General features: G+C 68.6%; 21 protein-coding genes. 12 read left to right on the top strand and 9 right to left on the bottom strand.

From position 1 onward, the window contains the following. Positions 1-42: 42 nt before the first annotated feature. The 5 genes from AMYAL_RS0139375 to AMYAL_RS0139355 form a co-directional block, all read right to left on the bottom strand. Positions 43-543, bottom strand: a complete 501-nt coding sequence (locus AMYAL_RS0139375; RefSeq protein WP_020636802.1) for a lamin tail domain-containing protein — start codon at positions 541-543, stop codon at positions 43-45. A gap of 100 nt (positions 544-643) precedes the next feature. Further along, the gene (locus AMYAL_RS0139370; RefSeq protein ID WP_084702268.1) at positions 644-1,348 is read right to left on the bottom strand and encodes a response regulator transcription factor; all 705 of its coding nucleotides are present in this window, start codon (positions 1,346-1,348) and stop codon (positions 644-646) included. 762 nt (positions 1,349-2,110) lie between these two features. Next, positions 2,111-3,295: a DUF418 domain-containing protein gene (locus AMYAL_RS0139365; RefSeq protein WP_020636800.1), complete on the bottom strand. Its 1,185-nt coding sequence runs from the start codon at positions 3,293-3,295 to the stop codon at positions 2,111-2,113. Between the two features lie 304 nt (positions 3,296-3,599). Beyond that, positions 3,600-5,129, bottom strand: a complete 1,530-nt coding sequence (locus tag AMYAL_RS0139360; protein ID WP_020636799.1) for a flavin monoamine oxidase family protein — start codon at positions 5,127-5,129, stop codon at positions 3,600-3,602. A 339-nt stretch (positions 5,130-5,468) separates the two neighbouring features. Then, positions 5,469-5,870, bottom strand: a complete 402-nt coding sequence (locus tag AMYAL_RS0139355) for a winged helix-turn-helix transcriptional regulator (protein ID WP_020636798.1) — start codon at positions 5,868-5,870, stop codon at positions 5,469-5,471. 98 nt (positions 5,871-5,968) lie between these two features. Here AMYAL_RS0139355 and AMYAL_RS0139350 point away from each other — a divergent pair, with 98 nt between their 5' ends. From AMYAL_RS0139350 to AMYAL_RS0139330, 5 genes are all read left to right on the top strand, one after another. Further along, positions 5,969-6,871 (top strand): alpha/beta fold hydrolase, encoded by a 903-nt coding sequence (locus AMYAL_RS0139350; RefSeq protein ID WP_020636797.1) that lies wholly within the window; start codon positions 5,969-5,971, stop codon positions 6,869-6,871. Positions 6,872-7,023: 152 nt separating this feature from the next. Beyond that, complete coding sequence (locus tag AMYAL_RS0139345) at positions 7,024-7,962, top strand: ABC transporter permease (protein WP_020636796.1); 939 nt, start codon at positions 7,024-7,026, stop codon at positions 7,960-7,962. Then, on the top strand, positions 7,962-8,957 hold the full coding sequence (locus tag AMYAL_RS0139340) for an ABC transporter permease (protein WP_020636795.1): 996 nt from the start codon (positions 7,962-7,964) through the stop codon (positions 8,955-8,957). The genes AMYAL_RS0139345 and AMYAL_RS0139340 overlap by 1 nt, the downstream gene beginning before the upstream one ends. A 10-nt stretch (positions 8,958-8,967) precedes the next feature. Then, positions 8,968-10,650 carry an ABC transporter substrate-binding protein gene (locus tag AMYAL_RS0139335; RefSeq protein WP_020636794.1) on the top strand — a complete coding sequence of 561 codons (1,683 nt, stop codon included), beginning with the start codon at positions 8,968-8,970 and terminating at the stop codon, positions 10,648-10,650. Then, the gene (locus AMYAL_RS0139330) at positions 10,647-12,401 is read left to right on the top strand and encodes an ABC transporter ATP-binding protein (RefSeq protein ID WP_020636793.1); all 1,755 of its coding nucleotides are present in this window, start codon (positions 10,647-10,649) and stop codon (positions 12,399-12,401) included. Before AMYAL_RS0139335 ends, AMYAL_RS0139330 begins: the two co-directional genes overlap by 4 nt. Before the next feature lie 228 nt (positions 12,402-12,629). Here AMYAL_RS0139330 and AMYAL_RS0139325 read toward each other — a convergent pair whose 3' ends face one another. Then, positions 12,630-13,340, bottom strand: coding sequence for a sulfite exporter TauE/SafE family protein (locus AMYAL_RS0139325; protein WP_245193310.1), 711 nt, complete (start codon positions 13,338-13,340; stop codon positions 12,630-12,632). A 356-nt stretch (positions 13,341-13,696) separates the two neighbouring features. Here AMYAL_RS0139325 and ald point away from each other — a divergent pair, with 356 nt between their 5' ends. The 6 genes from ald (at position 13,697) to AMYAL_RS0139290 (ending at position 20,312) form a co-directional block, all read left to right on the top strand. After that, positions 13,697-14,800 carry an alanine dehydrogenase gene (gene ald / locus AMYAL_RS0139320; protein ID WP_020636791.1) on the top strand — a complete coding sequence of 368 codons (1,104 nt, stop codon included), beginning with the start codon at positions 13,697-13,699 and terminating at the stop codon, positions 14,798-14,800. Positions 14,801-14,864: 64 nt separating this feature from the next. Next, the gene (pdxR, locus tag AMYAL_RS0139315) at positions 14,865-16,328 is read left to right on the top strand and encodes a MocR-like pyridoxine biosynthesis transcription factor PdxR (RefSeq protein WP_026467809.1); all 1,464 of its coding nucleotides are present in this window, start codon (positions 14,865-14,867) and stop codon (positions 16,326-16,328) included. Between the two features lie 111 nt (positions 16,329-16,439). Then, positions 16,440-18,104, top strand: a complete 1,665-nt coding sequence (locus AMYAL_RS0139310; protein ID WP_020636789.1) for an amidohydrolase — start codon at positions 16,440-16,442, stop codon at positions 18,102-18,104. Continuing rightward, positions 18,101-18,313: a DUF3311 domain-containing protein gene (locus AMYAL_RS0139305; protein ID WP_020636788.1), complete on the top strand. Its 213-nt coding sequence runs from the start codon at positions 18,101-18,103 to the stop codon at positions 18,311-18,313. The genes AMYAL_RS0139310 and AMYAL_RS0139305 overlap by 4 nt, the downstream gene beginning before the upstream one ends. After that, positions 18,313-19,740: a sodium:solute symporter family protein gene (locus tag AMYAL_RS0139300; RefSeq protein ID WP_020636787.1), complete on the top strand. Its 1,428-nt coding sequence runs from the start codon at positions 18,313-18,315 to the stop codon at positions 19,738-19,740. Before AMYAL_RS0139305 ends, AMYAL_RS0139300 begins: the two co-directional genes overlap by 1 nt. Before the next feature lie 371 nt (positions 19,741-20,111). Continuing rightward, complete coding sequence (locus AMYAL_RS0139290) at positions 20,112-20,312, top strand: Rv0909 family putative TA system antitoxin (RefSeq protein WP_020636786.1); 201 nt, start codon at positions 20,112-20,114, stop codon at positions 20,310-20,312. Here the strand turns inward: AMYAL_RS0139290 and AMYAL_RS0139285 are convergent. The 3 genes from AMYAL_RS0139285 to AMYAL_RS0139275 are packed head-to-tail and all read right to left on the bottom strand — an operon-like array spanning position 20,295 to position 23,722. After that, complete coding sequence (locus AMYAL_RS0139285) at positions 20,295-21,983, bottom strand: cobaltochelatase CobT-related protein (RefSeq protein ID WP_020636785.1); 1,689 nt, start codon at positions 21,981-21,983, stop codon at positions 20,295-20,297. The genes AMYAL_RS0139290 and AMYAL_RS0139285 overlap by 18 nt on opposite strands. Continuing rightward, on the bottom strand, positions 21,980-22,912 hold the full coding sequence (locus tag AMYAL_RS0139280) for an AAA family ATPase (protein WP_020636784.1): 933 nt from the start codon (positions 22,910-22,912) through the stop codon (positions 21,980-21,982). Before AMYAL_RS0139280 ends, AMYAL_RS0139285 begins: the two co-directional genes overlap by 4 nt. A gap of 9 nt (positions 22,913-22,921) precedes the next feature. Beyond that, a complete protein-coding gene (locus tag AMYAL_RS0139275; RefSeq protein WP_020636783.1) occupies positions 22,922-23,722 on the bottom strand; it encodes an IclR family transcriptional regulator in 801 nt (266 codons plus the stop codon). A gap of 144 nt (positions 23,723-23,866) precedes the next feature. Between AMYAL_RS0139275 and xsc the strand changes: the two genes are divergently transcribed. Then, entirely contained in the window at positions 23,867-25,675 is a 1,809-nt protein-coding gene (gene xsc, locus AMYAL_RS0139270) for a sulfoacetaldehyde acetyltransferase (protein WP_020636782.1), read from the top strand. The last annotated feature ends 108 nt before the right edge of the window (positions 25,676-25,783 follow it).

Raw genomic sequence — 25,783 nt, 5'->3', positions numbered from 1 at the left:
GCGCAGGCGAACGGATTGCGGAACCGGACTGGAATGCGATTGTCAGTCGATCGGTCGCACGCAGGCGAAGTCAGCCCTGTTGTTGTCGGTGTCGCGGCTGGCGGCGTCCCTCGCCTGAGCGAAACCGGGGCAGGCGACGGCGGACTGGTTCTCGCGGCAGGGCGACGTCGGCGCCCAGCCGATGCTGTCGGCCCTGACCCCACGCCGGTCCAGCAGCATCTCACCGTCCCCGACGATCGCCTCGACGACCAGCTGCTGCACGGTCCCGCCGAAACCCTGTCCGGTGATGAAGAAGTGATCACCGGCGGGGATCTCGCTCCCGGCCGGGATGGTGGCCAGCTCCGCGGGCATGACTCCGCCCGTGCACGCCTGAACGGACCAGCCACCGATGTCGATCGTGGTGGCGCTGGTGTTGTGCAGGTCGATGTAGCCTGCCGGGCCACCGAGCACCTCATGGATCTTGACCGACGAAGGCCGGACGGTATCCGGAGCGGGGGTTCCGGCGAGCGCGAGGATCAGCAGCAGGGAACCTGACTTCGTCATGACAGCAACGCTAGAAAAACGATCCCGGCGCCACAGGATACGGCAGGTACCGAACCTTTTCCGGTCTCGGTACTCCTGGTACGCAGCCCACCCGACCGGCCTAGCCCCGGTACCCGGCCAGCCGGTCCGCGGCGTACAACTCGCCGTCGTGAGGAGTCGTCTCCAGCCGTGGCAGCGGGGTGCCGCCCGGCCGGAAACGCAGCGCCCGGAACAGGTCACGCCTGCTGCCGAAGCCCAGTTTCTGCAGGATCCGGCTGACGTAGTTCTTCACCGTCTGCGTCGCGAGGTGCAGTTCTTCGGCGATCTCGTCGTTCGACCACCGGTAGAGAATCAGCGCGAGGATCTCCTCCTCCCGCCTGGTCATCACGCTCGCGTACCGCACGGCCTCGGTGACGGTCGGCGGGGTTCCTCCTGCCTGCAGGCACACCCGTTGCCCGGCGAGGGTGGAGCGCACCGCCGACATCACCTGGCCTCCGCTGGCCGACTTGTGCACGAAGCTGTCGGCGCCCGCGTTCAGCGCCATGGCGATGGCCGATGGCGAGGCGTCACCGGCGAAGACCAGGACGGCCGCGCGCTCGAAGTGCTCCTTGACGAACTGGCAGATCGCGGTCCCGGCGGGCTCACCCCAGATCGACAGCTCGGTGATGACCATGTCGGGATGGCTCTTTTCACACTGCCACAACGCTTCTGGCTCACTCGCGGCTTCGGTCACCGCCCCCACCCCCGCCGAATCCCGCAACAGCCTGCTGAGCGCGTATCTGATGAGGGGCTGATCGTCTACTACGAGCGTGGTGACGCGGTCCATGGTTCCCCTTGGGGTATTTGACGGGCGCCCGGTGTGGCCCAGGGCCGTGCGGCGCCCGCATTCGCCGAGAACAGGTTTGCCCGCTCGGGCGATCCGGCAAACCGACCGCCGCGGCGACGTCAGTGGTCATTTTTTCGCCGAATCCTCTTTCGTCGCGGTCCGGCATGGATCTTCCCGCTTCTCCTCGCGGGTGAGGACCAGCAATCGGGTGATAAGGGAGAAAAGTCGTGGGCGAGGTGGCCGGATCTGGTCCGGACGGCGGAACGGGGATACACATTCCGAACGCGTCGCACCGGACACGTGGAAGGCCGCACCCTTGTTGTGTTGTCAAGGCCCTCTCGGGGACGGATGATCCGATGGGTTCGCCGTCAAACGGTTCTCACCGGGGCGCGAACCGGCACTCGGCATATCCGTTCCCGCGCGTTCATCGTACCGGGTTGGTTCCTTTCGTTGAAAAACTCGATGTGATCGGAGTCTGTGAACTCGTCCGATACCGGCATCGAAAAGTTGCATTACCGGCCCCGCTTCCGGTAATGCGCGCATTCGCCGCGCTTCGGTGACGAAGCATGATCGCCCGCCATCCGGGCTCGTCGGCGAGCCGGGCGGGCCCGGTTCACGTCCAGCCGGTGAAAAGCGGTGTTTTTCTCCGGCCATGCGGAGGTATTCGCTGTACAGAGCCGATCGGGTGGTCAGGTCGGCACCGGCGCGGCTGTGCCTGCTCATCGTGGCCGGTGACAGACGTGCCGTCACCGGCGGGCCCGATCAGCGCGTCGTACCGGTCCGCCGCGGCGCGTACAGGCGGTGCATGAGCAGTTCGAGCGGTCCGCGGTCGAAGTGCCGGAGCCAGGCGACGGCGAACGCGACGTTCACCAGCCCGACGAATCCCCAGAGGCCGACGATCCACCACGGGCGGGCGTCCGCGAAACGTTCGGCGAGGCCGAAACCCCAGCCGTAGCAGAGGATTCCGGCCAGCAGGTTCTGAAGCACGTAGCAGGAGAGGGCGGTGCGGCCGACCGCGATCAGCCCGCTTCGGACGGCACCCGGCCGGTCGCGCATCCGGAGCGTGAGATGGGTGACCAGGGCGAGCAGGCCCAGTGCGACGAGCGGAGGCAGCAGATACCTGTCGACGAGCAGCCAGTCCGGCCCGCTGAAACCGGTCAGCACGTTCAGCGGCAGACCGACGGCGAAGCCGAGTACGAGCAGTCGCGCGCGGAGCCGTCCGCCCCGTGCCGTGTCGTCGAAGACGCCGGCCCGGCGCAGGCGGGAACCGAGCAGGAACAGGACGACAGCGGACGGCACGATCAGGATGATCTCCGCTCGCAACATCAGGAACTCGTTCAGGCGGACGGAGAACTGAGCGGGCCAGCTGGCCGTCGCGGCGGGACCGACCGGGATCGGTTCGTCGGAAACGTCCGGCCGGGACACCATCATCGCGGTCACGGCGAGGATCAGCGTGGCATACGCGCCACCCACCACCATGACGACGGTGCGCGTGACCCGCTCACTGCGGCCGACGAGATACGCGACGAGCAGTGAGGTCAGCCCGTAGGCCATGAGCACGTCGCCTTCGAAGATGAGCAGGTAGTGCGCGACGCCCTCCAGGAAGAGGATGCCCGCGCGAAGCGGATACCTGCCCGGCCAGGAAACACCGCGCCGCCGCGCGGACTGATACTGCAATTCCAGGCCGACGCCGAACAGGATCGTGAGCAACGCGAGGAACTTGCCGTTGCTCAGCACGCGGAGGCCGATTTCGACGTGTTCGGCGAAGCCGGTCGCGGTGCCGACGAAGTCCTGGAAGAAACCCGCGGGCCCGCCCGGATGCGCGAACAGAAATACGTTGGTCCCGAACGTGCCGAGAATCGCCACCCCTCGCAGCAGGTCAAGAGAAGAGATGCGCCCGCCGCGGGATCTCCGCGCGGCGGTGACGGCCGAGGTCTGGTGGATCATGTCTTCGAGCGTGCCAGTGGCCGCAGTGGGCCCCATCCGTCGTTGGGATGATCTTGACATGGTCATTTCGTAGCAGTTCGCGCTCACTCGGTTCGCTCGGTGCGATTCGATCACGAACGGTATATCCGATCGGGTGAATTACTCTGATCGGATGTCATGCCTTCGGGTTGTTCGCCTGTCATCCTGTGACGGTCCAGTGTGGACATTTAATGCCTGCTGCGACATTCTGTCCTGTGTGGACAGTGAGGTGACCGGTCCCGGCCGGACCGGTCACCTCCGCGCCGCGTCGGCGAGATGGTCCGGTTCAGCGGGACAGGACGCGCTCATGCAGTTTGCCGACCACCAGCCGGGCGGATTCGAACGCGCCTGCCTGCCAGCCGCTCATATGGCTGAGCCAGTCGCCCGCGAAGTACAGCCGGCCCGCGGGCTTGCCGAGCAGCCGGTACGCCGGGGTGCCCGTGGGCGGGATCGCCCAGGCACCTTCGATATGCGGGATGTGATGCCAGGCGACCGAGAACGAATTCGTCAGTTCGGCGCGGTGACTCTCGCCGTGGACCTTGACCCCCTGCGCCACCGCTCGCCGGACCCGCTTGCCGTGGGCGAGATCGCCGTACTTCCTGGCACTGTCGTCGGACAAGTAGTTCAGGAGAAGCCCGCGCTCGCCGTGGAAACCCTGCGACGGATACCAGATGGGCCCGATGTCCAGGTCGGTCTCGGTGATCCCGCCGTAGATCCGGTAGTCCGTCTCCCACCACCGGCTGCGGTACTCCAAGCCGATCTTCGCGGCCGTTTCGACCGGCCACGCGCGCAGCGCGTTCTGCACGTCCGCCCCGAGATTGTGCGGAATCCTGGCCAGAATGTGCGGTGGGAGGGTCGCGATGCAGAAGTCGGCGGTGACCTGGCGCTGCGCGCCGTTCGCGTCGAGATAGGTGACGGCGACACCGGCCGGCCCGTCGGTGATCCGGGTGACCACGCTGCGCAGGCGGATCCGGTTCTCGCCGATCTCGCGGGCCAGTGCCATCGGGATCCGGTCCATGCCGCCGACCGGCTGGAACATCAGCATCGCCTGGTCGTAGTCGAACTCGAAGGAGAAGTACTGGCCGACGCCGTCGGCGAACGTCCTGGCGAGCGACGGTACCGGGCCGAGCGGTGTGCCTGCCTGCTCGCCCGCGCCCGGATCGACCGAATAGCCGCGTCGCGGGGTGCCGGTGTAGCGCCAGTCCGCCTTCTTGGCGCCGATCTCGCCCCAGTCCTGCAGGAAGGCCAGCAGCCGTTCCTTGTCCGTCTTGGTGAGCTCTTTGTCCAGCGCGTGCCTGTCGGTGGCTTTGGCGAGCAGTTCGCTGACGTAGCCGTACACGTCCGCCTTGGCCGTCCGGTACCGCACCGGTTCCCGCATGCCCGCCGCCTCGTTGTAGAGGAAAGCGTTGGCGTTGGTATTGGTGAACACTTCGATCGGAACGTCGAGTTCACGACAGTAGTCGAGGGTGACCATCCATTGCGGGATCCGGCCGGGGCCGGTGTTCATGTAGACACCGTCACTGAAGGAGGCTGTCTGCCGGTCTCCGCGCACATCGGTCTGCACCGTGCCGCCGCGGGCGGTGAAGTTCCGCCCGCCCACCAGATCTCTCGCCTCCAGAACCGTGCAGTCATAACCTGCCTTGCCCAACTCGTAGGCACTGGCCAAACCGGCTGTTCCGCCGCCGAGGATCACCACTTTCGCCGCACCGCGCCCGGAAAGCGTGAAATCCGAACGGCGGGGGGAACGGTACGGTGGAATCGCCTGTGCCGCCGGTGCGAGTCCCAGCGCTCCCATGGTCGCGAACAACGTGCCCATGCCACCGGCGACGCCGACCGCGGAAAGAAAATTGCGTCTGCTTAAACCTGGTCTCCAGGCAGAATCAGACATCGGAAAACGGCCCCTCTCGTCCGGGTTCTTCGGATATCGGAAAACGAACGGCCGCGAAACGCGGCCTGGTGAATCCGAACCCGTTGCGCGGCAATGACTCCAGGGACAGTCTTCGGCTGTCGTCCTATTTGCGGGCCGGGTTCTCCTCCGACCGTACGCCAGCTTGTTTCGCCTCTTCAATACGACATCCTGGGCAAGCGATGGTATGTCGCCGTGTCACGGTGATATCCGATTTGATGTGCATTATCGGGATTTCCCGAACCGGTCTCAGCCCGCCTCGGAATCGCTGATTGCGTTGGCTCGGTCGATCCTGGCCATGTTTTCCTCGGCCCAGGTCCGGAGCGCCGCCAGCGGGACGTCGAGGGACAGCCCCAGATCGGTGAGCCGGTAGTGCACGCGGGGCGGCACGGTGGGCTCCACCCGGCGGGTGACGAGGCCGTCGCGGACCAGGCTGTGCAGGGTCACCGACAGCATCTTCTGGGAGACGCCGGGGATCCGGCGCCGCAACTCGGCGAAACGCACCTCGTGCGGGGCCGCCTCCGCGAGGACCTTGACCGCCATCGACGTCCACTTCGTGCCGATGCGGTCCAGCAGCCGCCGGGTGGGGCACTCGGGGTCGAACAGGTCGCCACGACCCTGTTTCGCCGGGGACGCCGGTCGGGAGGTCACCTGGAGCTCACCACCTGTGGGGAAAGTGCCGTCTTGGCGGCGCCGTCGAAGTTACCTACGGTTTTCTGGTAACCAATGGTAACCACAACGGAGGCGACGTGCCCGACACCCCATCCGCCAAGGCCGGCATCGAGACACGGCGGATCACCGTCGGCGGCATCCAGCTCAACGTGGCCGTCACCGGCACCGGGCCCGCGGTCCTGCTGCTGCACGGCTTCCCGCACACCTGGCGGCTCTGGACCGAGATCATCGGCCCGCTGGCCGGGCGGCACCGGGTCATCGCGCCGGATCTGCGCGGACTCGGCGCCAGCACCCGAGCCGCGGAGGGTTACGACGCGGGCACGCTGGCCTCGGACGCCGAAGGCATCCTCGACGCCCTCGCCGAACCCACGGCGGCCGTGGTCGCCATCGACGCCGGAACCCCGGTGGCCTTCCTGCTCGCCATGCGGCGACCGGAGCTGGTGCGGCGGCTCGTGGTGATGGAGTCGCTGCTGGGCTCCTTGCCCGGCGCCGAGGACTTCCTCGACGGCGGCCCGCCGTGGTGGTTCGGGTTCCACGCCGTGCCCGGCCTCGGTGAGACGGTCCTGGCCGGGCACGAGGCTGAGTACCTCGACTGGTTCCTCGCCGCGGGCACCCGCGGACGAGGCGTGTCACCGGAGATCCGGGACGCCTTCGTCGGCGCCTACACCGGACATGAGTCCCTGCGCTGCGCCTTCTCCTACTATCGCGCCATGCCCGCCACGGCCCGCCAGATCGGCGAGGCCGTGGCGGCTGGCAGGCTCACCGTGCCCACGATGGCGATCGGCGCGCATCCGGTCGGCCGCGCACTGGAACGGCAGCTGCGTCCCATCACCGACGACCTGACCGCTCACCTGGTCCAGGACTGCGGCCACCTCATCCCGCTGGACCGCCCAACGGAGCTGCTTCGCCTTCTGACCCCGTTCCTCGACGGCGTTGCGGAATCGGCAGCAGACACCTTCGTGCACACACAAGTCTCGTAGGCCGTGCCGCCGTCTTCGTCCATACAGGACTGTCCAGGGACGGTTACCTCACAGTCCAGCTGGTGAGACGACGGCGCCAGGGCTGGGTGCGGCGGTTTACTTTCTTTAGGGTCCCTGAGCGTCACCCGATCAGTTGACCCCGAGTAGGTGCTGTGCCCGATCCCTTGCTGCTGCCCGAAGGTGTACCACCGACGGCGGCGCGTTCGCTGCCGTCCGCCGTATGGCACGCGGTCCGGTCCAGTGGATGGACACTCACCTGCGCGATCGTCGCGGTGCTGATCCTGGTCATGGCGGCCGCCGCGGATCTGCTCGTGCTGATCGAGGGACAGAGCCTCACCCCGGACATCGCCAACCTCGGGCCGACCGGGCTGCCCGCCGGATCCCTCGGCGGCGTCAGCGGGGCACACTGGTTCGGGGTGGAACCGCTGACCGGTATCGACCTGTTCGCACTGGTCGCCCACGGCGCCAGGACGTCGTTGCTGGTCGGACTCGGTGCGACGGCGCTGGCCACCGTGCTCGGCGTGGTGATCGGCGCCGGCGCGGGCTATCTCGGCGGCTGGTGGGACCGGGTGGTCACCTGGACCGCCGACGTGATCCTGGGCTTCCCGTACCTGATCTTCATGATCGCGCTCGGCGCGATGGCGCCACCCGATTTCCCCCGCCAGCCCTTGCTGATCGTCGTACTGGGCGTCTTCGGCTGGCCACGGGTCGCGCGGATCGTCCGCGCGCAGACGCTTTCACTGAGCGGCCGCGACTTCGTGTCGGCGGCCAAGGCGATAGGCGGGGGGCCATGGCACGTCTTCCGGCGTGAACTGCTGCCGAATCTGTGGGCGCCGGTCATCGTCGTGGCGAGCCTGTCGATCCCGTCGATGATCGGCAGTGAGGCGGCGCTTTCCTTCCTGGGCGTCGGTGTCCTGCCGCCGACCCCGAGCTGGGGCCGGACGATCAGCACCGCGATCGACTTCTTCGAGACCGACCCGCTGTACCTGGTGTTCCCTGGGCTGATGCTGTTCCTGGTCACCTTGGCGTTCAACGTCGTCGGCGACGCCGTGCGCGACACGCTCGACCCGCGGTCGGGAGGCCGGGACTGATGCGTGCCCTGCGCTTCGTGCTCGGCCGGTTCGCGGGCATGGCCCTTGTCCTGCTGATCGTCACCTTCCTGACGTTCGTGGTGTTCTACCTGCTGCCCGCCGACCCGGCCCGGATGGCGTGCGGCCGTCCCTGTTCCCCGGAAAGCCTCGCGCTGGCAAGGGAGTTCATGGGGTACGACGCACCGTGGTACCGGCAGTTCGCCGAATTCCTCGGCGGCATCTTCGCCGGGCGGACGTTCGGCACCGGCGTCACCGCGATCCAGTGCGGCGCCCCGTGTTTCGGCTACGACTTCCAGAACGACGTCGAGGTGCTGACGGAGATCGGCGAACGGATCGAGGTGAGTTTCTCGGTCGCGCTCGGTGCCGCGGTCCTCTGGCTCGTCGTCGGTGTCGGCCTCGGCGTGCTGTCGGCGTTGCGCCGGGGGAGCGCGGCCGATCGGATCACCATGGCGGTCGCGATGGCCGGGGTCTCCCTGCCCGCCTACCTCGCCGGGATGATCGGCATCACGATCTTCGCGTTCGCGCTGGACGTCGTGCCCAAGAACGGTTACGTGCCGATCGGCGAAGACCCGGTCCAATGGGCGTGGCATCTCGTCCTGCCCTGGCTCGTGCTGGCCTTCCTGCACGCGGCGATCTACGCGCGGCTGACGCGAAGCCAGATGCTGGAGACACTCGGCGAGGACTTCATCCGCACCGCGCGGGCCAAGGGGCTCACCGAGCGGAAGGTCGTCGGCAAGCACGCGCTGCGCAACGTCCTCCTGCCGGTGGTGACCGTGTTCGGCGTCGACCTCGGCGCCCTGCTCGCCGGGACCGTGATCACCGAACGGATCTTCGGGATGGCCGGGGTCGGCAGGCTGCTCGTCGACGGCATCGCGTCGATGAACCTGCCCGTGCTGCTCGGCGTCACGTTGTTCTCGGCGGTGCTGGTGACGGTCGTGAACTTCCTGGTCGACCTGGCTTATGGCGCGCTCGATCCGCGAGCCCGCCTGATCTGAAGGGGAAACGATGAAACGCAAGGCTGTGCTGAAGGCGGTCGCCGGGGCGGTCACCGTCACGACGGTGCTGACCGCCTGCGGCGCCAACGACAAACCGGTGTCGACCGGCGGCGAGGTCAAACCCGGCGGCACCGTCCGGCTCCTGAGCGACAGCGCCACCGCGCAGTACGACCCCGCCAAGAGCGGAAGCCTGGTGGTCACCGCGCTCGGCCTGGTGCACCGCAGACTGACCTCGTGGAAGGTCACTCCAGGGCAGGACACCACGATCGTCCCCGACCTCGCGACCGACACCGGCAGGCCGAGCGAGGGCGGGAAGACCTGGACCTTCACGCTGAGGGACAACGTCAAGTACAACGACGGCTCGCCGATCAAGGCGCAGGACATCAAATGGGGACTGGAGCGGACGTACGCGGCCGCGTTCTCCGGCGGCCTGACCTATCACAAGGATCTGCTGTCCCCAGGGCTGGCGTACAAGGGGCCGTTCGAGGGCGGCAAGGAACTCGACTCGATCCAGACCCCCGACGACAAGACCATCGTGTTCCACCTCGCCCGCCCCTACGGCGACTGGAACTGGATCGCGAGCACTCCCGCGTTCTCCCCGGTGCCCAAGGGAAAGGGCGAGGAAGCGGACTACGGCAACCACCCGGTCGCGTCCGGGCCGTACGTGCTGGAGAAGTACGAGCGCGGCAAGGAGGCCAGGCTCGTCCGCAACCCGCACTGGGACCGGGCGACCGACGACACCCGCAAGGCGAACCCGGACACCATCGTCTTCCAGCTCGGGCAGGACACCAGTGTCATCTCGAAGCGGCTGATCGACGACAGCGGCGACGACCAAAGCGCGTTCAGCGTCCCGTTCGCCTCTCCGGCGCAGCTGGCCCAGATCCAGGCGAACCCTTCCGCCAAGTCCCGTGTCGTCACCTCGGAATCGGGAGCGCTCGCGTATCTCACGCTGAACACCCAGCGCGGCAAGCTCGTCGATCCCAAGGTGCGCCAGGCGTTCCAGTACGCGGTGGACAAGGCCGCGTACCAGGTCGCCAGTGCGGGCAACGCCCAGCTCGCCGGGGACGTCGCGACCACCCTGATCACCCCCGGCCTGCAGGGGCGCGAGCAGTTCGACCTGTACCCGGCGCCGCCGGGCGGTGACCCGGAGAAGGCGAAGAAGCTGCTTGCCGAGGCCGGTCTGCCGAACGGTCTCGACGGCCTGGTCCTGGCCACCCGCAACGAGAACAGCTACCCGGAGAAGGCCGCGGCGATCCAGGCCGCGCTGGCGAGGGCCAACATCAAGATCAGCATCAAGGCGCTCGACGAGGACACCTACACGTCCGAAGTGGACACCAAGGGGATCTCGGACTACGACCTGACGCTGACGTCGTGGCAGCCGGACATCCCGTCCGCCAACGCCAACATCCAGCCGCTGTTCCAGTCGACCGAGATCGGCAACGGCGGGGTCAACGAGTCGCGGTACAACAATCCGGACGTCGACCGGCTGATCACCGAGGCGCAGGCGACGGTGGACCCCGCCGAAGCGGGGAAGAAGTGGGCGGCGCTGGACAAGAAGATCCTCGGCGACTCGCCGGTCGTTCCGCTGATCTACACCCGGAACTCGTTCCTGCACGGGTCGAAGTTCGGCAACCTCGTGATCGGCCGCTTCCCGGCGTACCCGGACTACCGCCAGTTCGGGCTGATCCAGTGACCGGCGCCTCGCCGTCCGGTGGGCAGGCGGCGCCGGACGGCGAGGCCGACCTGCTGGTCTTGCGTGACGTCAGTGTCTCTTTCGGCCAGACCAGGGCGGCACGGTCGGTCTCGTGGACGGTGCGGGCCGGTGAAGTCGTCGCGGTGGTCGGGGAATCCGGCTCCGGCAAGTCGGTCACCGCGCTGTCGCTGCTCGGGTTGCTGCCGCCGGAAGCGGAGGTCTCCGGCCGGGCGCTGCTGTCCGGCCGCGATCTCTACACGCTGACGCCGGAGGAACTGCGCGCCGTCCGCGGCGACGAGATCGGCATGGTGTTCCAGGAACCGATGAGCGCGCTGAACCCGGTGTTCCCCGTCGGGGAGCAACTGATCGAAGCGATCCGCACCCATCGGGACCTGACGCCGAAGGCCGCCCGGCGGCGGGCGATCGAACTGCTCGGCCTGGTGGGGCTGCCCGCACCCGAGCAACGGTTCCGGTCGTATCCGCACGAGCTGTCCGGCGGTCAGCTGCAACGGATCGTGATCGCGATGGCGGTCGCGAACGAGCCGAAACTGCTGATCGCCGACGAACCGACCACGGCGCTCGACGTCACCGTGCAGGCCGAGATCCTCGAGCTGCTGCGGGATCTGCGCGACCGGCTCGGCATGGCGATCCTGCTGATCACCCACGACATGGGCGTGGTGGCCGACCTCGCCGACCGGGTCGTGGTGATGTACGACGGCCAGGTCGTCGAACAGGACGACGTCGAAGCGGTGTTCAGCGCACCACGCGAGGACTACACCCGGCGGCTGCTCGGGTCGGTGGTCTCGCTCGGCGTCGCGGTGACGGAAGGGGTCGAGCGGGTGCTCGCGGCGGAACCGGTCGCGTCGAGCGGTCATCACGCCGCGGCCGACCATCCCGCCACCCGGTCGGTGCCGGACGTCCCGGCGGAAGCGCCGTTGCTGGTGGTGGAAGACCTGTCCGTCACCTACCGCGGCCGCTTCCGGGCGATGGCGGTCCGGGCGGCGGACGGGGTGAACCTCCACGTGGAACCCGGCGAGATCCTCGGTCTCGTCGGGGAGTCGGGGTCGGGGAAGAGCACCGTGGCCGGTGCCGTCACGGGATTGATCCCGCCCACCTCGGGTTCGGTCCGCATCGATGGCGCAGACATCGCCCGCGCGAAAGGGAAATCCGCCAAGGCGCTGCGCCGCCGGATCGGCGTGGTCTTCCAGGACCCGCTGTCCTCGCTCAACCCCCGGATGACCGTGGGGGACAGCGTGGCCACCCCGATCCGGCTGCACCGCACCCACCGCGGGTCCGAAGTGGACGATCGGGTCGCCGGGCTCTTCGAGTCGGTGCGGCTTTCCCCCGATCTGCGCGGTCGCTATCCGCACCAGCTGTCGGGAGGGCAGCGCCAGCGGGTGTGCGTCGCCCGTGCGCTGGCGCTCGACCCGGACCTGCTGGTGGCCGACGAGCCGACCAGCGCGCTCGACGTCACCATCCAGGCCCGGATCCTCGAGCTCCTGCGGACCTTGCAGCGCGACCTCGGTTTCGCGTGCCTGTTCATCAGCCACGACCTCGCCGTCGTCGAGCAGCTCGCCGACCGGGTCGCGGTGATGCACCGCGGCCACGTCGTGGAGCAAGGACCGACGAAGGAGGTGCTCACCGATCCGGTGCATCCGTACACCCACCGGCTGCTGTCGGCCGCTCCGGTGGCCGACCCCGCCGCGCAGCGGCGTCGGCGGGAGACTTGGCGGCGGCTCCGGGTCTCGTGAGTGGTAAGGCGCGTTAGAGCGGACCCTTGCCACTTACGAGGCCCTCGCTACGGGACGCCAGGCACGCGGCCCCACTTGGCAGCGACGCGAAAGCCACTTTCGCAACCTTGAAGGTTGCGAAAGTGGCTTTCGCAACACCGCCTTCCCGCCAGAGCACACCGGGCCGCTGGGCTCGTAAGTGGTAAAGCGCGTTAGACCAACCCTTGCCACTCACGAGACCGTTCTGGTTCAGACGGCGTGCGCCAGTGTCAGCGCGCCACCCGCCGCCGAAAGCAGAAGGACGGACCACCGAACGGAGCGTTCGCCGACCCGGCGGCTCAGCGCCCGCCCCAGCAGATCACCGGCGAGAGCGGCGCCCGCGACCGCGAGAAGCACGCTCACGGGTACCTCCACCCAGCCGAGACTGGGCAGCGCGACCAGGCCGAGCAGGAAGAAGTAGATCGACAGCGTCCCGCGTGTCTCGTCCGCGCCCCAGCCCGCGCTCGCCCCGTATACCGCCACGGCGGGGCCGGAGAGCCCGGCGACGGTGTTCATCGCCGCGCTCAGGACGCCCGCGCCGACGGCACCTGTTCTGCCTGCCAGCCGTCCGCTGGTGACGCCGCTCGCCAGGACGCCGACGGCGAGAACGCAGCAGCCTCCTGCGGCGAGCAGCAGCGGACGCGCGGGAGCGTCGCGCACCACGAGCGCGACGATCGGCGTGAACACCACCGCGGGCACCGTCAGCCAGGCGACCTGCGCCCATCTGATCGCCCGCCAGTGGGTGATCGCGACCGCGAGATAGACCGGGAAGCCGAGCAGCAGGGTGAGCCGGACGGCGTCGAGCGGTCCCAGCGTCAGCGCCAGGAACGGTACGCACAGCAGGGAAAGCCCCATGCCGGAGAGGCGCTGGGCGACGACCCCGGCCGCCGCCGCCAGTGAGGTCATGGCCAGGGTTCCCACCCGGCCACTGTGGACCGGGCAGGGGTGCGCCGGTAGCCGGTGTGCGGCGAGGAGGTCATAGCTCACCGCTATGACCAGCTATTCAGAAGAATGACGTGGGGTCGGTGACTCGACGTCGTGTCTCGAAGGCCCCCTTCGAGACGTTCAACGTCCCGAAGGGGGCCTTCAGGACATCCCGCAGCGCGGTCTAGGTCGCCGGAGCCCGGAGGTCGTGACGCGAAAGGGGCAGCGTCACGACCAGCCGGCCGACTCCGCGCGAACTGGACCCGTCGATCGCGCGGGTTCTGGCACTTCTGGCCGTTCCAGTCGTGCCGCACGCTCAGCGTCATTGCCTTTGGAACAGACGGGAGCGTGAGATGAAGATCGGTGTCCCTCGTGAAGTCAAGAACCACGAGTACCGGGTCGCGGTGACGCCCGCGGGCGTGCACGAGTTCACCTCGGCCGGGCATGAAGTGTTCGTCGAGCGCGGAGCCGGGGAAGGATCGTCCATCCGCGACGAGGACTACGCCGCGGCGGGGGCGAAGGTGCTGGACAGCGCCGACGACGTCTGGGCGACCGGCGAACTCGTGCTCAAGGTCAAGGAACCGGTCGCCGAGGAGTACCACCGCCTGCGGCGCGACCAGCTGCTGTTCACCTACCTGCACCTCGCCGCGAGCGAGCCGTGCACGCGGGCGCTGCTGAACGCGGGTACGACGTCGGTGGCCTACGAGACGGTGCAGCTGCCGAACGGTTCGCTGCCCCTGCTGTTCCCGATGAGCGAGGTCGCCGGGCGGCTGGCCCCGCAGGTCGGCGCGCAGACGCTGATGCGCGCCAACGGCGGGCGCGGGGTGCTCATCGGAGGCGTCTCCGGGGTGGCCCCGGCGCGGGTGGTCGTGCTCGGCGCCGGTGTCGCGGGGATGAACGCGGTCGCCGGCGCGGCCGGGACCTGGGCCGACGTCGTCCTGTTCGACAAGAACGTCGACAAGCTCCGTGCCGCCGACCGGATGTATCAGGGCCGGATCCGCACCGCCGCGGCGAACGCCTACTCGATCGAAGAGGCCGTGCTCGAAGCGGATCTCGTGATCGGCGCGGTGCTCGTACCGGGCGCCAAGGCGCCGAGCCTGGTGTCGAACGAGCTCGTGTCCCGGATGAAGCAGGGCAGCGTGCTCGTCGACATCTCCGTCGACCAGGGCGGCTGCTTCGAGGACACGCGGCCGACGACGCACGCGGAACCGACGTTCGCTGTGCACGGCTCGGTGTTCTACTGCGTCGCCAACATGCCCGGCGCGGTCCCACACACCTCGACGTACGCGCTGACGAACGTCACGCTGCCCTACGCGCTGGAGCTGGCGAACCACGGTCTGTCCGGCGCCGTCGCGCGGTGCCCGGAGCTGCGCGGCGGGGTCAGCACGGTGGACGGGCGGCTGACGTCCGCGCCGGTCGGAGAGGCGCTCGGGATCGACTCGGTCGCGTTCGGCTAGGTGGTGCGGGCCGGGATCTGCGGCTAGGTTCAGATCCCGGCCCGTCGCCGTGAGGGAGGTGCCGTTGCCGCGAACGTTGATCGAAATCGACCGGACGTCCGCCGAACCGCTCTACCGGCAGGTGCGGCGCGCCATCGAGCACGGCATCGCGATCGGCACGTTCGACCCGGCCCACCGGCTGCCGAGTTCGCGCGAGCTGGCCGCCGAGCTCAGCGTGTCCCGCAACACCATCAACCTCGCCTACCAGGAGCTGGTCGCCGAGGGGTTCGTGGAGAGCCGGGAGCGCAGCGGGCTGTTCATCAACGCGGAGATGCGGCCGCACTGCGCGGTGCAGGAGCGCGACACGAGCCCGGCCATCGATTGGAGCGCCCGTGTGCGCCGGTATCCGGACGCCGGGGTGCCGCATATCGAGAAGCGCCCGGACTGGCACACCTACCCGTACCCGTTCCTCGCCGGGCAGGTGGACGTCACCGCCTTCCCGGCGCGGTCGTGGACACGCTGCCTGCGTGACGCCCTGTACCGGCCGCACGTGTTCCCGAGCCTGCAGGACAGTGTCGGTTCCGACGACCCGATGCTGGTCGACCAGATCTGCCGTCAGCTGCTCACGGCACGGGGGATCGAGGCCGATCCGTCCGAGGTGCTGATCACCGTCGGCTCCCAGCAGGGGCTGGACCTGCTGGGCCGCGCACTGCTCGGGCCCGACAGCGTCGTGGCGATGGAGAACCCTGGCTACCTCGACGCCCGGCACATCTTCCTGCGCACCGGAGCCGGGTTGCGTGGCGTCGACGTCGATCAGAGCGGTCTGCGCCCGCCGGAGACCCTCGACGGCGTCGACCTGCTCTACCTCACCCCGAGCCACCACCACCCGACGAACGCGACGTTGAGCATCGGCCGCCGCCGACGGCTGCTCAGCCTGGCCGCGAGTGCGGGCACGGTGCTCGTCGAGGACGACTACGACAGCGAATTCCGGTACCACGGCAGCCCGACCCCCGCGCTCAAGGCGCTCGACGGCACCGGCGACGCGATCTACCTCGGCACCTTCTCGAAGTTCCTCTCGCCCGGCCTGCGGCTGGGCTACCTGGTCGGCCCGCGCGAGCTGGTGCGGGAGCTGCGGGAGATCCGGCGCTATGTGCTGCGGCATCCGCCCGGTCACCTCCAGCGGGCCCTGGCGTTGCTCATCGAAAGCGGCGAGTACCACCGTTCCCTGCGGCGGTACCGCACGAAACTGATGCGGAAGTGGGAGGCGACCTGCGCCGCGGTCACCGAGCACCTGCCGTGGGTACAGACGACGTATCCGCCGGGCGGGGTCAGCCTCTGGATGACCGGACCGTCCGAACTGGACTGCCGGGCGCTGATGGAGCGCGCCGAGCGCGACGGCGTCCTGATCGAACCCGGCGACATCTTCTTCGTCGGGGACGACCCGCCACGCAACCACTTCCGGATCGGCTTCGCGGCGGTGCCGTTACGCGACATCGACCCCGGTATCCGGCTGCTCGGCGGGGCCTGCCGCGACCTGCTCGGCGGCTGAGGGGCAACTGGTACCACCGCACCGGAGCGTTCTGGACCTGTTCAGGCGGCCAGATGTGCCGCACTGTCTGGGGATCCCTCGTGAGCCAGGACACGTCGCCAGGAGGTCCGTGTGGTGCAGCCCCTTCGAGAAGATCCCCGGAACGCAGCCGAGTTCGTCGCACTCGGGGGCACCGTGCTCACCCTCGACCCGGCGGGGAGACGGGTCCGCGCGCTGGCCGCGAGCGGCGGCCGGATCACCGCGCTGGGCTCCGAACGCGAGATCTCCCGGCTGATCGGCCCGGAGACCACGGTGCTCGACCTGGCCGAGCGGACGGTGATCCCCGGTTTCGTCGAGTCCCACAACCATCCGGCGTTCTTCGGGATGACACTGGCCGCGCCGGTCGACGCCGGCAGCCCGCCCAACGACACCATCGCCGACATCGTCGGGAGGGTCGCCCAGTCGGCCAGGGACCTCGGTCCGGGGGAGTGGATCCGGGGTTTCCGTTACGACGACACGCTGCTCGCGGACGGCCGTCATCCGACGCGCGCGGACCTCGACCCCGTCTCCGGTCGCAATCCCGTGGTGCTGACCCATGTGTCCGGGCATTTCTGCACCGCGAACTCGCTCGCCCTGCGCGAAGTCGGGATCACCGCCGAGACCCCGGATCCGCCCGGCGGGCTCATCGTGCGGGACGGCCGGGGCGAGCCGACCGGGGTACTCGTCGAGACGGCGGCCTTCCTGGTCACGTCGCGGCTGCCCGGTCAGAGCGCGGGCGAACTGGCCGCGGCCCTGCTCCTGGCGGACGAGGAATACCTGGCCAACGGCGTGACCTCCGTGCACGACACCGGTATCGGGCTCATCGGGGGAGCGGCGGAACTGGCGGCGTACGCACTGCTGCGGCGGGCGGGGAAGCTGCGTGTCCGGGTGCGTGGCTACCTGTTCGACGGTCTGGTTTCCGGCCTGGACGAAGGAACGCCGGAAGCCCCGGACACCGGCGGCGCGGACGACAAGTTCGCGATGACGGGCGTGAAGATCGTCGCGGACGGGTCGATCCAGGGCAAGACCGGCTGTCTCGCGGAGGGCTACACCTGTGACCCGGACGAGCACGGCATGATGCTGCTCGAACCCGCCGATCTCGGCCGCCGGATCGCCGCGCTCGACGCGGCGGGCTGGCAGGTCGCCGTGCACGGCAACGGGGACGCGGCGATCGACGCGATCATCGACGGCTACTCGCGGCTGGGCTCGCCGTCCGGAACCGGCAGGCGGCACCGGATCGAACACTGCCAGACGGTGCGCGAAGACCAGCTGGACCGGATGGCCGCCCACGACGTCCTCGCTTCGTTCTTCGTCAAACACGTCTACTACTGGGGAGACCGGCATCGTGACGTCTTCCTCGGTCCCGAGCGGGCGCGCCGGATCAGCCCGCTGGTCTCGGCCCGCTCGCGCGGGATCCACTTCGGACTGCATTCGGACACCCCGGTGACGCCGATGCCGCCGATGGAGGGGATCTGGTGCGCCGTGCGCCGGATCACCAGGCAGGGCAAGGTGCTCGGCCCCGAACAGGCCGTCGGCGTCGACGCCGCGTTGCGCGGCTACACGATCGACGCCGCCTACCTGGCGGGTGAGGAGAACGTCAAGGGCAGCCTGGAGATCGGGAAGCTCGCCGATCTCGCGGTGCTGTCCGGCGATCCCACCGCGATCGAAGCCGACCGGATCCGCGAGCTGACCGTGGACGCCACCGTCAGCGGCGGCGAGGTCGTCTGGCGGCGCGAGACGACGGGAGCACGACGATGATCCGCAGCTGGCCGAGTGTCCTCATCGGACTGTTCGTCCCCGCGTTCGCCCTGCTGGGAGGAATTCTGCTGCTGTCGGGATCGACGGCGTCGGTGCTGAACATTCCGGTGCTGTTCTTCTGGGTGTTCTGCTGCTGCCCGCTGACCACCCTGTGCCTGTGGATCAGCTGGCGTTTCTTCGACCGCGCCCACTACCCGGAGGACGACTGATGCTGATCGCGATCGTGGTGGTGGTGATGGCGGGCTCGATCGGGCTCGCCGTGTGGGCCGGACGGTCCACCCGCGGCGGCGGGATCTCCGAGTTTCTCGTCGGCGGCCGTTCGTTCCCGGCGTGGCTGGTGTACTTCCTCGCGGTCGGCGAGGTGTACAGCATCGGGACGATGATCGGGTTCCCGAGCGGGATCTACGCGCACGGCGCGAGCTACGGGATCTGGTTCCTCGGCTACATCCTGCTCGCGTACTCGCTGGGCTACTTCCTGGCCCCGCTGGTGTGGCGGGCGGCGAAAAGATACGACGCGATGACCGTCCCCGACGTGTTCGGACGGCATTTCGGCAGCAGGCGGCTCGAAGTGATCACCTGTGTCACGATGCTGATCGCGCTGGTCCCATGGGGGCAGTACCAGTTCATCGGGCTCCAGGTGGTGCTGAGCAATCTGGGGCTGCGGCTGGATCCCGTGCAGTGCGTGGTGCTGGCGGGCATCGTGGCGTTCGTCTACATCGCCGTCTCCGGCGTGCGGTCGCCCGCGTTCGTCTCGATCCTCAAGGATCTGTTCATGCTGGTCGGCGTCGTGCTCGTCGGCGTGGCGGTGGTGCTCGCCGCCGGTGGCACCGCGAAGGTCAGCGGGCCGGAGGTGCTCAGCGCGGCACAGACCACCATGGGCGGTTCGGAACTGACCTTCGCGATGACGACGATCCTCTTCCAGAGCATCGTGTTCTACCTCGGTTTCGGTGGGGCGTATGTGTTCCCGGCCCGCTCCGAACGCGCGGTGAAGAGTTCGACCGTGTGGATGCCGCTGTACATGCTGATCTACCCGTTCCTGGTACTGGCCGCGTACTACGGGGTGACCGCGCACCCGGACCTGAAGAACCCGAACACGGTGTTCATGGTGACCGCCAAGGGTTTGCTGCCCGACTGGCTGCTGGGCCTCGTCGCCGCCGGCGCCGCGCTCTCGGGCGTGCTGGTGCTCGCCGCTACCGCGCTCACCATCGGCGGCATGGTCTGCCGCAACCTCGCGCCGAACATCCCGGCCACGGCGCAACGCCGGTGGACGGTCGTCGCGGTGGCGAGCTTCCTGGTCCTGGCGGCGGTCCTGACCCTCGTCGCCTCGACGCTGATGCTCACGATCCTGAACCTGACCTACAACCTGCTGGCCCAGGTCGTCCCCGGCTGGCTCGCGATCCTGTTCGTGCGCCGGGTGCGGACGGCCGCGGTGGCCGCCGGGATGGTCACCGGGGTGATCGCCGCGATCGCCCTGTACGTCACCGGTGCGACGTTCGGCGGGTTCAACGCGGGTCTGGTGTCGATGGGGCTGAACGTCACCGTGGTGGTGATCTGGAGCCTGCTGGCGCCGGACAAGGCGCGGATACCGGTGGCGAGGTCGGCGGAAAGCGCCCCGGTCGCCGCGCGACTCGCGTGATCAGGCACGTGACTCGCGTGCTTGAGCACGGAACTCACGTGATTGGATGCCGCACTCGGGTGTTCCGCCTCTGATCACGCGAGTTCCGGGTTTGATCACGCGAGTGCGAAGGTCCTCAGGGACACGAACACGAAAGAGCTAAAAGCGCCGATCGTGATCGAGTGGACGGACGGCAAGACCACACGGGCGAGCTACCTCGGTGCCGAACCTTCACGGTGGTCGAAGCCATTTTCCTTACCTGGAAAGAGTAAATGAGGTGAAGTCGGCAAGAATCACCCAGCCGTCCGGCTCAAGTTGCAGGACAGCGCGAATGACCTTTGATGGAGGTAGGCGTCGACCTTCGGCGCCCAGCGAAGATCAGAGGAGTTCTCATGGGTATCGACTTCGAAGGCATGAAGGACAAAGTGAGCGGGGAGCACGTCGACAAGGCCGCCGATTTCGCCAAATCCCGCTTCGGTGAACACTCCGACAAGATCGACACGGCCGCAGACAAGGCGAAGGACTTCCTCGGCGATTCCGGTGGCGACGAGCAGCAGGGCGAGCAGCAGCAGGGTTCACCGCAGGGCGAGTAACTCGAGGACGTCCTGGAACGGGGCGTACCCCGACGTGACCGAAGTGTCCAGAACTCGCGAGCGGCGGTAGAAAGGGCTGAGGTCCAGCCCGACGCCGACCCCGCGGATCTCGACGGTGTCGTCCTGCTGTAGCACCGTTTCCCGCAGATGCTCGTCCAGGTAGTGCGGGTCGTTCGCCAGGCTCGTCGCGCTGTCCATCGGACTGCCGTCCGAAAGCACGAGCAGGATCCGGCGCGCTTCCGTTCGCGCGCGCATCCGGTCGCAGGCCCAGGCCACCGCCTCGCCGTCGATCCCTTCGCGGAACAGGTCGGCTTTCAGCAGGGCCGCGAGGTCCGGGCGCGCTCGGCGCCACGGGGTTTCGGCGTCCTTGAACACGAGGTGGAGCCGTTCGTTGAGCCTGCCGGGATGGCGCGGCCGTCCCGCGCGCCGCCATTCCCGTCCTGGCGCGCCCCCGTTCCATCCGCCGGTCGTGAAGCCGAGCACTTCGCAGGCCGCGCCGGCGAGTTCGATCGAGCGCGCGAAGAGGTCGACCAGCGTGGCGACGGGTTCCGCGTGCGCCGTCATCGAGCCCGAGCAGTCGATCAGGAACGTGACGAGCGTGTCCGCCACCGGTTCGATCCGTTCGGTGCGGAAGATTCGCCGTTCGGTGGGGGAGCTGATCAGCTGTGCCAGGGTCCGGCCGTCGAGCAGGCCTTCCTCCTGCCCGCCGTCCCAGCCGTCGCGGGCGGGTTCGGCGAGCATCGCCTTGACGTCGCGCGCCAGCCGCCCCGGCCCGACACCCTGCCTGGCGACACGCCGGTCGAGCCGTTCGCGGAGTTCGGCCAGCAACACGGGGCGCACCAGGTCCGACGCGCGCCATTCGCGGTCGTACGCGGTGGTGTAAACCCGGTACGCCGCACCGGATTCGCCCAAAGTCCGGCTGGTTCCGGCGGTCGCGGAGGGGATCTGGTCGCCGAGGCTCGCGTCGAAGTCGATCACGAGGCTGAACCGCGGGTCGGTGGGATCGCCGTCGTCCTCGGCGTCCTGCTCGGTCCCGGCCAGCAGAACGCCGGTCGTCCGGGCGATCGCCAGCGCGTGTCCGGCGAACGCCTTCTGGTCCGTCCGGTGCCGCCGCAGCCCGGCGAGGTCGTGGCCGAGCGACGGCGCCAGCGCGAACCGGGTCGCCTCGATGAGATCTTCGGTCTCCTCGACCACGGGTTCGCCGGTGATCCGTGACCGGCAGATCTGCGCCACCGTGTACAGCGCCAGCCCGCGGGCGGTCTCGGTCAGCCCGGACCGGTGGAATTCCAGCGACCAGCGGAGATGCCGAAGACGCAGGTTCCGCCGCATTCCCGGCAGCTCCGCGGGCGGGAGCGACTCGACGCGGAACTGTTCCAGCAGCTCGAAAATCCCGCGTTCGGCCGGATCATCCGGGCACAGGCTCCGGTGCAGGGCGGCGTCCGAGACGGTCAGGCGCAACGCCATCCCGTCCGCGATCCCGCGCGAGGAAAGCAGATCGTCGTCGGCGGACTGCCGCAGATGCGGCGCGTGCAGGGGGAGCGGTTCACGTCCCCGGTGCAGCCGTCGCGCCCGGAAGTGCAGTGCCGGATCGCCGCTGAGTGCCCGGACGGCGGCCGCGCACAGCTCCTCGACCTGGTCGCGGCGCCGGGTTTCCGCCTGTCCGGCGGTCATGCCGAGAGCAGGTGGAGCTCGTCGTCGAAGCACCGTTGGAAGTACTCCGCCACGATGGCGCGTTCGGCTTCGTCGCACTTGTTCACGAAGGACAGCCGGAACGCCGTCCCCGGATCGCCGAAGATCTCGATGTTCTCCGCCCAGGTGATCACCGTGCGCGGGGACATCAAGGTGGACAGATCACCGGCCTGGAAACCCTTGCGGGTCAAGGCGGCCACCGCGACCAGGGACCTCGCCAGCGGTTCGGGAACGCTCGGCACCCTGGCCCGCACGATCGCGATCTCCTCGGCGGCGGGCAGATAGTTCAGCGACGCCACGATGTTCCAGCGGTCGATCTGCGCGTGGTTCAGCCGTTGCGCGCCGTGGTAGAGCCCGTTGAGGTTGCCGAGCCCGACCGTGTTGGCGGTGGCGAACAGCCGGAACGACGGATGCGGCCGCAGGACCCGGTTCTGATCGGTGAGGGTGAACTTGCCGTCGCGTTCGAGGACCCGCTGGAGCACGAACATGACGTCCGGGCGGCCTGCGTCGTATTCGTCGAGGACCAGCGCGACCGGCCGCTGCAGCGCCCACGGCAGGATGCCCTCCTGGAACTCGGTGACCTGCTTGCCTTCGCGCAGCACGACGGCGTCGCGGCCGACGAGGTCGAGCCGGTTGAGATGGCCGTCGAGGTTGACGCGCACACACGGCCAGTTCAGCCGCGCGGCGACCTGCTCGATGTGGGTCGACTTGCCGGTGCCGTGCAGGCCCTGCACCAGCACGCGGCGGTCGCGGGTGAACCCGGCGAGCAGGGCCAGCGTCACGTCCGGGTTGAAGCGGTACGCCTCGTCGATCTCGGGGACGTGCTCGTCGCGTTCGCGGAACGCGCCGACGACCAGATCCGAATCGATGCCGAAGACGTCGCGCACCGGGAGCCGCAGCTCGGGGACCATGAGAACTCCTTACGACGGAACACTTTCCGGTTCGGACGCGCCCTCGGCGTCGACGCGGCTGATCGCCTCGGCCGCGCGCTGCAGCGCCGGGAGCGTCTGCAGCGCCTTGTCCGGCGTCAGCCGCATGACCGGCGCCTGCACGGCGACGCAGAGGTTGGCGCGTCCCGGCACGAGCACCGCGACGCAGACCAGGCCGGGCAGGAACTCCTCGTCGTCGAGCGCGAACCCGTCGCGGCGGATGCGGGTGAACTCCGCATCGAGCGCGTCGAGGTCGGTGAGGGTCTTGCCGGTGTACTGCTTGAGCGGCGCGTGCGCGAGCAGTTTCCGCCGCTGGGCCGGGCTCATCTGCGCGAGGATCATCTTGCCGCTGGCCGAACAGTGGATCGGCACGCGGGAGCCGGGCCGGAGGTAGAACCGCAGCGGTTCCGGCGTCTCCACCCGGTCGAGGTACACGATTTCGTTGCCCGACAAGGTGGTCACGTTGCAGCTCTCGCCAAGTTCGTCGACGAGGTGGCGCAGGACGGCGTGCCGGGCGCCGTGGTGGGTCGCGTTGAGGAGCAGGTTCTCCGCGAGCCGTCGCAACCGGTGGCCGGTGCCGTAGTGACGGCCGTCGGCCTGGCGGATGAGCAGGCTCGCCCCTTCGAGCTGTTGCAGCATGCGGTGCAGGGTCGGTTTCGGCAGGCCGGTCTCCTCGACGAGACCCTGCAGGGAGACCAGCTGGTCCTTGGCGGCGATCAGCTCCAGCAGGGAGAACAGCCGCATGGTCGGCGTGTCCCCGTTGATCGGATCGGGTTCGCGAAGCAACTCCATGTTCCGAAAAGTAGCACACGGCGTCTCGTTTTCCAGGATTCGACGTTGACGCTGGGCGGTAGTCGTCCTATCGTCGACCGCATCCTGATTTCAGGAACGCCACGTATCGTTTTTTGTAAATCTCGCCTGCCGAAGGAGCGGAACATGACGGAACGGAAGACGGGTGACGGCCGCGTGGTCGTCAGCGGCCGGAAGAAGATGACCCCGTCCGAGGCCTTCGTCGAGACGCTCGTGGCCAACGGCGTCACCGACATCTTCGGCATCATGGGGTCGGCGTTCATGGACGCGATGGACATCTTCGCGCCGGCGGGCATCCGGCTGGTACCGGTCGTGCACGAACAGGGCGCCGGGCACATGGCCGACGGTTACGCCAGGGTGAGCGGCAGGCACGGCGTCGTCATCGGGCAGAACGGCCCCGGTATCAGCAACTGCGTGACCGCGATCGCGGCCGCCTACTGGGCGCACAGCCCGGTCGTCATCGTGACGCCGGAGGCGGGGACGATGGGCACCGGTCTCGGCGGCTTCCAGGAGGCCAACCAGCTGCCCATGTTCCAGGAGTTCACCAAGTACCAGGGGCATGTCAACAACCCGAAGCGGATGGCGGAGTACACCGGCCGCTGCTTCGACCGGGCCCACTCGGAACTCGGCCCGACGCAGCTCAACATCCCGCGCGACTTCTTCTACGGCGAGATCGAGGCCGAGATCCCGGAGCCTGCCAGGCTCGATCGCGGACCCGGCGGGGAGCGGAGCCTCGACGAGGCCGCCGCGCTGCTGGCCACGGCGGAGTTCCCGGTGATCATCTCCGGTGGCGGGGTGGTCATGGCCGACGGCGTCGAGGAGTGCAAGGCGCTCGCCGAACGGCTCGGCGCGCCGGTGGTGAACAGCTACCTGCACAACGACTCGTTCCCGGCGAGCCACCCGCAGTGGTGCGGGCCGCTGGGCTACCAGGGTTCCAAGGCCGCGATGAAGCTGATCTCGCAGGCGGACGTCGTGATCGCGCTCGGCTCGCGGCTCGGCCCGTTCGGCACGCTGCCGCAGCACGGCATGGACTACTGGCCCAAGGACGCGAAGATCATCCAGATCGACGCGGACCACAAGATGCTCGGACTGGTCAAGAAGATCACCGTCGGCATCTGCGGCGACGCCAAGGACGCGGCGGTCGCGCTGACCCGACGCTTGTCGGACCGGACGCTGGCCTGCGACTCCACAAAGGACGTCCGCGCGGCGAAGATCAGGGCGGAGAAGGAGGAGTGGGAAGCCGAGCTCGACGCCTGGACCCACGAGAACGACCCGTTCAGCCTCGACATGATCGCGGAGCAGGAGACCGAGGAGGGCAACTGGCTGCACCCGCGGGAAGTGCTGCGGGAACTGGAGAAGGCCATGCCGCCGCGGGTGATGGTGTCGACCGACATCGGCAACATCAACTCGGTCGCGAACAGCTATCTGCGCTTCGAGGAGCCCCGCAGCTTCTTCGCGCCGATGAGCTTCGGCAACTGCGGCTACGCGCTGCCGACCATCATCGGCGCCAAGGCCGCGGCGCCCGACCGCCCCGCGATCTCCTACGCCGGCGACGGCGCCTGGGGGATGAGCATGGGTGAGGTCATGACCGCGGTCCGCCACGACATCCCGGTCACCGCGGTGGTGTTCCACAACCGGCAGTGGGGCGCGGAAAAGAAGAACCAGGTCGACTTCTACAACCGCCGGTTCGTCGCGGGTGAACTGGAAAGCGAGAGCTTCGCGGGGATCGCCAAGGCGATGGGCGCGGAGGGCGTCGTCGTGGAGAAGCTCGACGAGGTCGGCCCCGCGCTGCGACGCGCCGTCGAAGCGCAGATGAACGAGGGCAAGACCACCGTCATCGAGATCATGTGCACCCGCGAGCTGGGTGACCCGTTCCGCCGCGACGCGCTGTCCAAGCCCGTGCGGTTCCTGGAGAAGTACAAGGACTACGTGTAGGTCGCTTCGCGCGTGAAGGCCCCTTCCCTCTGCTCAGCCGAGGGGAGGGGCCTTCACGCGTGATCAGGCGCCGAACTCGCGTGCTTGAAGGCGGAACTCGCGTGATTG

The organism is Amycolatopsis alba DSM 44262 (genome assembly GCF_000384215.1).
GTDB lineage: Bacteria > Actinomycetota > Actinomycetes > Mycobacteriales > Pseudonocardiaceae > Amycolatopsis > Amycolatopsis alba.
The sequence above is the reverse complement of the archived record's forward strand: the minus strand, read 5'-3'. Positions and strand labels throughout refer to the sequence as shown.

Bases quoted from the DNA above. Each gene is read 5' to 3' on its own strand.
- AMYAL_RS0139375 (WP_020636802.1), bottom strand. From the start codon at position 543: ATGACGAAGTCAGGTTCCCTGCTGCTGATCCTCGCGCTCGCCGGAACC.
- AMYAL_RS0139370 (WP_084702268.1), bottom strand. From the start codon at position 1,348: ATGGACCGCGTCACCACGCTCGTAGTAGACGATCAGCCCCTCATCAGA.
- AMYAL_RS0139365 (WP_020636800.1), bottom strand. From the start codon at position 3,295: ATGATCCACCAGACCTCGGCCGTCACCGCCGCGCGGAGATCCCGCGGC.
- AMYAL_RS0139360 (WP_020636799.1), bottom strand. From the start codon at position 5,129: ATGGGCACGTTGTTCGCGACCATGGGAGCGCTGGGACTCGCACCGGCG.
- AMYAL_RS0139340 (WP_020636795.1), top strand. From the start codon at position 7,962: ATGCGTGCCCTGCGCTTCGTGCTCGGCCGGTTCGCGGGCATGGCCCTT.
- AMYAL_RS0139335 (WP_020636794.1), top strand. From the start codon at position 8,968: ATGAAACGCAAGGCTGTGCTGAAGGCGGTCGCCGGGGCGGTCACCGTC.
- ald (WP_020636791.1), top strand. From the start codon at position 13,697: ATGAAGATCGGTGTCCCTCGTGAAGTCAAGAACCACGAGTACCGGGTC.
- AMYAL_RS0139305 (WP_020636788.1), top strand. From the start codon at position 18,101: ATGATCCGCAGCTGGCCGAGTGTCCTCATCGGACTGTTCGTCCCCGCG.
- AMYAL_RS0139300 (WP_020636787.1), top strand. From the start codon at position 18,313: ATGCTGATCGCGATCGTGGTGGTGGTGATGGCGGGCTCGATCGGGCTC.
- AMYAL_RS0139290 (WP_020636786.1), top strand. From the start codon at position 20,112: ATGGGTATCGACTTCGAAGGCATGAAGGACAAAGTGAGCGGGGAGCAC.
- AMYAL_RS0139285 (WP_020636785.1), bottom strand. From the start codon at position 21,983: ATGACCGCCGGACAGGCGGAAACCCGGCGCCGCGACCAGGTCGAGGAG.
- AMYAL_RS0139280 (WP_020636784.1), bottom strand. From the start codon at position 22,912: ATGGTCCCCGAGCTGCGGCTCCCGGTGCGCGACGTCTTCGGCATCGAT.
- AMYAL_RS0139275 (WP_020636783.1), bottom strand. From the start codon at position 23,722: ATGGAGTTGCTTCGCGAACCCGATCCGATCAACGGGGACACGCCGACC.
- xsc (WP_020636782.1), top strand. From the start codon at position 23,867: ATGACGGAACGGAAGACGGGTGACGGCCGCGTGGTCGTCAGCGGCCGG.